The sequence below is a fragment of the Streptomyces sp. SID3343 genome (genome assembly GCF_009865215.1).
GTDB lineage: Bacteria > Actinomycetota > Actinomycetes > Streptomycetales > Streptomycetaceae > Embleya.
Genome location: NZ_WWJX01001379.1, coordinates 1 through 7,759, shown reverse-complemented (window position 1 = coordinate 7,759; position 7,759 = coordinate 1). Strand labels below are relative to the sequence as shown.

Sequence of the window (7,759 nt, the reverse complement as noted above, 5' to 3'; positions counted from 1 at the left end):
GCGCTCGCCAAGGCGACGCGCCGGGCGCCACGGCCGCCCTCGACGCGGCCGTGCGGGCCAGGGACGGCGGCGGGGCCGACGAGATCGGCGGCGTCTTCGCGTTCCCCGAAGCCAAACAGGCGCTGTACGCGGCCAGTACCCACCTGCACCTGGACCGCCCCGGACCCGCCCGCGAGGCCGCCACCCGCGCACTGCACCTGTACACGGTCGGCGACGACCGCGACCGCTCCTACGGCGACCTCGCCGGCGCCCGCCTCGACCTCGCCGCCGCACACCTGAGCCAGGGCCACGTCGAGGGCGCGGCCGACGCCCTCGACCCGGTCCTGGACCTGCCCCCGGAACTCCTGATCAGCTGTGTACGCGACCGCTGCCGCCGCATCCGCGGCGCGCTGCGCGCACAACACGCCCACCGTCCCGCGGCCCGGGTACTGATCGACAAGATCGCGGCCCTGCCCCCGGCCGTGCCGGCCCCCGCGCCCGTCGCCCGACCCGTCGTGACCGCGACCCACCGGGCCGCGGGATCCGCCGACCCCCCGGCGTATCCCCTGCCGAGCAACGGATCCGTCACCGGCTGAGCCCTCACCCCTCGGGGGCGGCGGCCGCGTCCTGTTCGACAACCGGGGCGCGCCCAAGGCGGCGCCCGAACGCCGGCACGGCGTTGGCCACCGCGTGCAACACGTTGACCGTCAGAATCGCCGGCGCCACGATCGCCACCGCGCGCGGCAACATCGGTTGCAACAGCAGCGCCAAAATGATCGCGGTAATGCCGTTTTGCTGGCTCAGGCACAGCGCGATCCGATCTCGCCGGGGAAACCCGACCGACACCACCGCCCCGACCACGATCTGCGCCGCGAACGTCGCCGCCCCCAACACCAGGCCGGCCCCGACATCCACGCCCCGGGTGAGCAGCACGCCGAGCAGCAGCGTCGCCACGGTCAACGCGACCTGCACCGCCCGGTCGACCACCTTGCCCAGCGCCGGCCGAAAGAACAACGCCGCCACCGCGAGCCCCAACATCAGGAACTGCCACGAGGCGACCGCGAGCAACACCACCAGCGCGACGACCTGCCCCGCCCACAACCCCCGTCCCACCGGCGGCCGTTGCCCTGCCGCGTCCCGCCCTCGCCACGGCCGGCCCAGCGCCGCCCACACCACCGCCGCCACCGCGAGCAACGCCAGGTTCAGCAGCAGCGTGCCACCGTAGGCAGTGGCCCCCGCGCCGAAACTGCTCGCGTCGTCGAGCACGAGCGCGCTCACGTACACCACGAGCACGGTGGTGACCGGGTCGTCGAACGAAGCCCACGCCGCCAGCAGCGACTTCGCCCGCAGCGACATGTCGCGCCGGTCCATGAGCGCGGACACCGACAGCGGATCGATCTGCGCCATGGCCGCCGCGAGGATCAGATATTCGGTGCGACCGCGAAAGACCAACGCGAGCACGGCCGCGATCAACGCCGCCTTGACCAGCACGCCGAACGTGATCGCGACCAGGATGCGCGCCAGGTCCCGCCGCGCGTGCGGCCGCGAAATGCCGTACACACTCGCGTACAACCCCACCGCCAGCAGCGCGCCCGTCACGTCGCCGTACAGCCTCCCGCCGTCGTCCGCGCCCTCGGCGAGCCGCGGCAGCAACCGGCCGAGCAGGACCCCGACCCCGGCGATGGCGACGGGGACGAGCACCGAGCGCAGCGCGCTCCACCGAGGGCCCCGCTCGATCTCCATCCGGTCAGCCGGTCTCCGTCGACAGCGCGTCGCCCAGGCGCGCCATCCGCGCGTCGGCCTCGGCGACCTGCTCCTGATCGAGGGTGACCCCCACGAGGTAGCAGCCGTCCGGCAACGCGTGGAAGTAGAGGGCGCCCTGCTCGACGTCCAACACGAGCCGCACCAGTTCGCCGTCGGTCAGCGCCAGCAACGACCGGTTCATCTGCTCCACCACGCCGGGCAGCAGTTCGCCGATACGGCGATAGCGCGCCCGGCGCCGCTCGCGATCGGTGATGGTGAAGAAGGGGTCCAGGTCGGCGTGGTCGAGCAGGTCGACACTCGGGCCCGGCCGGCCGTCGGGCCGATGCAGGGCCACATAGTGCAATCCCACTATCGCGAGCGCCGCCGCCATCGCCCCCGAACGCCTCGACGACTCGGGTCCGTCGTCGAGGGACCAAAAGAGCCCGGCCGCGTCCACCGGGGCCGACTGCACGCGCGTCGCCGGCGCTTCGACAACCTCCTCGGCGCGCAGACGGCGAAAGGAGCCCGACTCGTCCTCCGAGCCCTCCTCCTCGCCCGCGTCGACGATCCAGGCCGCGTCCCGACGCGTGCTGGAGTAGGCGCCGTAGTTCAGCGGGCTGTACTTCACCGACCGGCGGACCCGGTTGACCAGATCGGCCACCTGACGATCCACCTCCTCCAGGCGGTCGGTGCGCGACGTCGAACCGTAGAGGTGGGTGCCGGATTCGATCAGGTAGTAGAACACCGCCCGGTCCGGCATCTGCACGACGGTGCGGATCAAGGCGCCGCTGCGCAACTCGGCAAGCTCGGGCTCCAGTTCGCACAGCAGGTAGTACAGCTGTCGCCCGGTGCGCTCGTGCCACGTGCCGAACTCCGGCTCGTCCGCGTCGGGTTCGCCCTCGGCGGGGGCCCGCGCGGCCAGCGCGATCTTGGCCACGTCGTGGTCGTACAGGACCATGTCGGCCAGTCCGTCCGGATCCAGGCCCGGCTCCAGGCGTGTCGCCAGCTCACGCAGTTGCGGACTCGCTCCATCCGGAAATCGCACGAACGTACCCCCCGTCTCCCCTTCGACCTGCGACAACGTTCCCCCTTTGTCCGCATCCCCTCGACTCCACACACCGTGGCCCGCACGTCGACACCCGTGCCCCGGTGCCGTGATCGCGCTAGATGTCGAGAACCTCCATGTCGGCCCCGATCCTGACGAACGGGCGCGTCGCCAGCGCAAAGGTCAACGGGTGATTCCTGCCCAGGCAGTCGCCCGCTCGCACCCGAATGCCCTCCCACGCGTCCGGATCCGGATTCGGCTTGCTGTCGGCCAGGTTCGCGGCGGCCGTCAACGAGAGCGGATGGTCGCGACCCCACCACTTCACACACCCCGTGTGAATCTTCTCGTCCTCCGCCGACAACGGCGCGCTCGCGTTCGTCGCGGCGAGCGCGTTGTTGCGATTCATGCGCGCCACCAGGGTGAACGGGTGGTCGTTGCGCAGCGCCAAGGCGAGTTCGCTCGCCGCGACCTCCGCGAACTCCAGCGCCTCGTCCGGCCGTCCGCTGTCCAGGAGGTACAGGGACAGGTTGGCCCGGCAGATCTGGGTGAAGGGGTGCTCGTCACCGAACACCCTGAGGTAGCGGTCGAGCACGTCGCGCGTGTAGTCGACCGCCGCGGCATCGCGCCCCAGGCCGTGCAGCGCGGCGCCGACGGCCAGCACGCACGCCATCGTATCGGGGTGCTCCCGGGTCCACTGGCGTTCCTTGCGCACCAGCACGTCCTGCAGGAGCGGTACGGCCGCCGCCGCGTCCCCCGCGCGCACGAGCGTCATGCCCAGGCTCTGCACCGTGCGCAACGTCATCCCCGCGTCGCTGCCCTCGATCGCCTCCAACCGGTCCCGGGCCTCGCGCAAAAAGGTGAACGACGCCTGGACGTCGCCCTTCTCGCGGTGATACGTGCCGAGATTGGTGTACGACTTCCAGGTCAGCGGATGCGCGTCGGACAAAACCCGCTTGCGGTGCTCGTAGGTCACCCAGTCCTGACGGATGGCGTTCTCCACCGAGCCCTTGTAGTACCACGCGAGCGCGAGGTTCGCGGACGCGCTGAGCGTGTCGGCGCTGTCCATGCCGAACTGGTCGACGAAACCGAAATAGGTGCCGCTGTCCTCGGTATAGGCGTCCTCGAAACGGCCGAGCGCGCGCAGATCGGCCGCGTAGCCCCGGGCCGTCATCAACCGATACGGGTCCTGGCGGTCGCGCCCGCGCCGTTGGCTCGCGAGCGTGGCCCGGTCCAGGTCGTGCGCCGCGCGAAACGCGCCCAGCGAACGGTGCGCGTTGGCGACCTGGGTGGCCAGGCGCAACGTACTGGCGTCCTCGGGATGGGCATCGGTCCACGCCGCGAGCACCGGCAGACCCAGCTCCAACGCGGACGTCCACTGGTCCCGATACCAGCGGTAGCGCACCTGATTGACCACCCACCGACGCACGTCGCCGTCCGCACACGCGGTCGCGCCCGACACCACGACGTGCTTGTCCAACTCGGCGAACATCTCCCGATGCCGCAACTCGTCGCACTCCAGGTCGTTGGGCGCGAGCGAGGCCAACACCTTGAGGACCTGGAGCCGGGTCTGTTCGCGCCGCTGCGGCCCCATTCGGTCACGACGCAGGCTCTGCACGACCCGGTGCACCTTGAACAGCCGGGTCGACTGGTCCACCGCGGCCAACGACCGGCTCGCGAGCGTGACCAGGACCGGACGCAACCGCATGGCGTCCTCCAGCCTGGGATCGACCTCGCGCAGCGCGGCGAGCATCGCAGCCGACTGGATCACCGGCAGCCACACCCCGTCCGGCGACAGGAACGAGCACATGTCGAGCAACCTGGCCGCGGCCGGCGCCTCCGCGAGCAACCTCGCGTAGGCGAGGTCGTTGGCGGCGGCGGACGTGCGTTCGTAGTCCTCCGCGGTCGCGTCGGCCAACGGGTCCCGGTCGGCCTCCACCGCCCCGATGTAGCGGTCGATGGTCATCGGACCACTCAGCAGGAACGCCGCCGCCTCGTTCAACGCGCGCGGCAGATGCCCCAGCGCCTCGGCCAGCCGCCGCAGGTCCGCGTCCGAGGCCCCCGGGAGCCTGCGGCGCAGCAACGCGTCGCTCTCCTCGGGAGCGAACTGCTCGATCGCCTGCGTCTCGTAGTGCTCCCACGCGTTGTTGCGCGAGGTCACCAGCACGTGGCCGTGCCCGTGCGGCGGCACGAACGGCTCGACCACACCGACATCGTCGGCGCCGTCCAGGATCAACAACCAGCGCGGATACGGACGGCCCCGGCGCAGTTCGTCACGCAACACCTCCCACTCGCGTTCCGCCCCGGTGAGCGTGTGCGCCAACCTCGCGAGCGAAGCCCGAATGTTCGCCGGATCCGACGCGGACACCGACCAGATCACGTCGTACTCACTGGCGAATCGGTGCGCGTATTCGAGCGCGACGGCACTCTTGCCCACCCCGGCCATGCCGTAGAGCACCTGAGTGCGGCCCGATGCCCCGATCCCGGTGTCGAAGCGGTCACGCAACTCGGCCAAGACCTGGGCCCGGCCGGTGAAATGGCTGTTGCGCAGATCGATGTTGGACACCTTGGGCTGTAGGCCCGGAAAACGCGGCCCGGCGCCCGCACCCGGCGCGGGACCCGAAAGGCCGAACCCGCCGAGCAGCGTCGCCGCCGCGACCTGGGCGTCTTCGAGACCGGCCAGGTTGATCGCGTCGATCCACTGGTGGCGCTCACGAATGCGGCTGCCGTCGACGCGGATGCCGACCAGCCGCCGGCTGCGATTGCCCGACACCGGGGCGCCCTGCACGAGTCGCGTCACGATCGCCTCGTCGGCGGAGAACTGGAGGTGACCGGACAACAGCACCAGGACCGAATCGACATCGGGAAGCGCGTCCGGGTCCTCGTTGCCGGGGACGCGATCGGCCACCCGGATGCCGATCAACCGCAACTGCTCGGCGATCCAGTGGGCCCAGGCCCCGTCCTCGGGCGCGTACAGGATCGCCGCGGTATCGGGGCGCGGACGCCGCGAGTCCTCGTACTCACGGTCGTAGAGCCGGCGTTGGTTCTCCGGCACGGGCGAAAAGTCGGCGACCTCCCCGTCGGTGATCCGCTCCGCGAGCTTGATGTAATGGGTCAGCACACCGACCGCGTCGGTCGGCTTCTCCTGAAAGACCGCCAGTTCCTCGCCGAGCGAATAAAACGGCCAGTGCGGGATCTGAACGCCGCCCCAATAGCGGTCCTCGGCCTGTTCGTCGGGCAGCCGCAAAAACTCCCGAAACGCCTGCCTGGCCTCGTTCATCCGGACCTGCAGACGCTGCTTCTCCGACGTCTCGATCCGCATCGGCACCGCGTGCACCTCGACCTTGCGGTCCGGATGGTGCGCGACCCGACGGGCGACCTGGGCACTGCCGATGATCGACTGGCTGTTCATGGTCAGGCAGAACACGACCGAGTCCGGCAGCCGCATGGTGCACACGCCCGCGCAATCGGACAGCCCGGTACGGCTGTCGATCAGCACGTAGTCGTAGCCACTGCCACGCATGCTCTCGCGGAGCGCGTCGAGATAGGCGGCGCCCTCCTCGCTGAGCTGGAAGTCGTTCCAGCGAAAACCGGTCAACCGATCGGCGTAGCCCTCGTCCTGGATGCCCGGGCCCAAGTAGTCGAGCCGGCCACCGGCGGGGAATCGGCCTTCGAGTTGCACCGTGTACGGCGTCAGATCCGTGTAGGCGCCGTGCAGATCGCTCAGGTCCTCGCGCGGCCCGTCGTCGTCACCGGTGGCCGCGTTCGCGGCGGTCGCGAAGGCACGGACCATGTCGAGCACACCGCGCGTGGACTCCAACGCGTGATCGGTGAGGAACTGCTTGTAGTACACGTGCAGTCCGGGGGCTTCCAGGTCCCAGTCCACGACCAGCACCGACTTGCCCGCGCCGGCCAGGATCCAGGCGACGTTGGCCAACGCCATCGTGCGCCCGGCGCCTCCCTTGAACGAATAGAAGGAGACGATCCTGGCCGGTTCGGTCGTACTCATCCGTCACCTTCACTCCGAGCACCGACCGTGCGCCCGGCGCCCCCACGAACGACCGGACCACAACGGCCCGGACCCATGCGATACCGCTCATCCGCCGGCTTCACACCGAGCACCCACCGCCCGCCCGGCACCCGCCCCGAACGACACCACGACGGCCCGGGCCGACGCGACACCGCTCATCTGTCGCCTTCGCTCCACACCCCGCCGGTCGAGCCGTACATCATCGAGGCCAGGGGCGGCCCGGTCGGGCGCGAGATCCAGGCCGCGCGCTCCCTGCGGCGGCGCACCAGACGCTCCGTCGGCGACTCCGGCCGCGCCGCCGGCGCCGATTCCGTCGGCGCGCTCACCCGACACGCCGCCGGCGTCGGGTCGACACCGGCGAACACGTCGGCGACCGCACCCACCGCGATGTGCGCCAAGCCCTCCGCGGAGCCCACTTCGTGATGCGGGGCCTGCAACACGCAGTTGCCGGCGTCGGCGAGCAGCGCGCTGCGCAGTCGCCACGTGCTCTGCCACGTCTCCTGATCACCACGCGGCAGCACGCCGATCACCCCGGCAACGGTGCCCGGCCACAGCGCCAGGCGCTCGTACGCGGCGGCGAAGCCGCCTTCACGGGCGAGCCACGGATCCACCAGGACCAATGTCACCGAGTCGGCGTCGGATGCTTCGTCCACCGACGGCTGCGGCCCCGCGCCCGGTCCGTCGTCGACCACCCGCACGCGCACGTCCTCGATGCCGTAGCCGTACAACGCACGCCGCACCACCTCGACCGCGGACTCCTCGCTCTGCGGCCGGAACGGGCGCCAATCCTCGGGGCGTTCGCCGTACGTCGCGACCGCGTTGCGCAGGTCGGCCATCCGGTCCCGAGTGCCCACCAGCAGGGCGAGCGTGACCCGACGCGGACTCGGCGCGGCCCGGGCCGGCCCCCGCCGATCCGCGACGGCTCGCGCGGACACACCACGCACCGGCACGGCGCGCGCGCGGGC

The 7,759-nt window shown here is 71.1% G+C and carries 4 protein-coding genes and 1 pseudogene; 1 reads left to right on the top strand and 4 read right to left on the bottom strand.

The window, feature by feature from the left end:
- Positions 1 to 575, top strand: a pseudogene (locus GT354_RS44025) (hypothetical protein); the annotation flags it as partial.
- A 4-nt stretch (positions 576 to 579) separates the two neighbouring features.
- Here the strand turns inward: GT354_RS44025 and GT354_RS44020 are convergent.
- The 4 genes from GT354_RS44020 to GT354_RS44005 all read right to left on the bottom strand — a co-directional run.
- Complete coding sequence (locus tag GT354_RS44020; protein ID WP_161362767.1) at positions 580 to 1,722, bottom strand: hypothetical protein; 1,143 nt, start codon at positions 1,720 to 1,722, stop codon at positions 580 to 582.
- Between the two features lie 4 nt (positions 1,723 to 1,726).
- Positions 1,727 to 2,767 (bottom strand): hypothetical protein, encoded by a 1,041-nt coding sequence (locus tag GT354_RS44015; protein ID WP_161362765.1) that lies wholly within the window; start codon positions 2,765 to 2,767, stop codon positions 1,727 to 1,729.
- A gap of 118 nt (positions 2,768 to 2,885) precedes the next feature.
- Positions 2,886 to 6,773 (bottom strand): FxSxx-COOH system tetratricopeptide repeat protein, encoded by a 3,888-nt coding sequence (gene fxsT / locus GT354_RS44010; RefSeq protein WP_161362763.1) that lies wholly within the window; start codon positions 6,771 to 6,773, stop codon positions 2,886 to 2,888.
- Between the two features lie 176 nt (positions 6,774 to 6,949).
- Positions 6,950 to 7,759 (bottom strand): hypothetical protein (locus GT354_RS44005; RefSeq protein WP_237536057.1); only part of this gene is annotated, 810 nt, incomplete at its 5' end.

What these genes read in the sequence shown, in the direction of transcription:
- GT354_RS44020 (WP_161362767.1), bottom strand. Translation starts at nt 1,722, where the DNA reads ATGGAGATCGAGCGGGGCCCTCGGTGGAGCGCGCTGCGCTCGGTGCTC.
- fxsT (WP_161362763.1), bottom strand. Translation starts at nt 6,773, where the DNA reads ATGAGTACGACCGAACCGGCCAGGATCGTCTCCTTCTATTCGTTCAAG.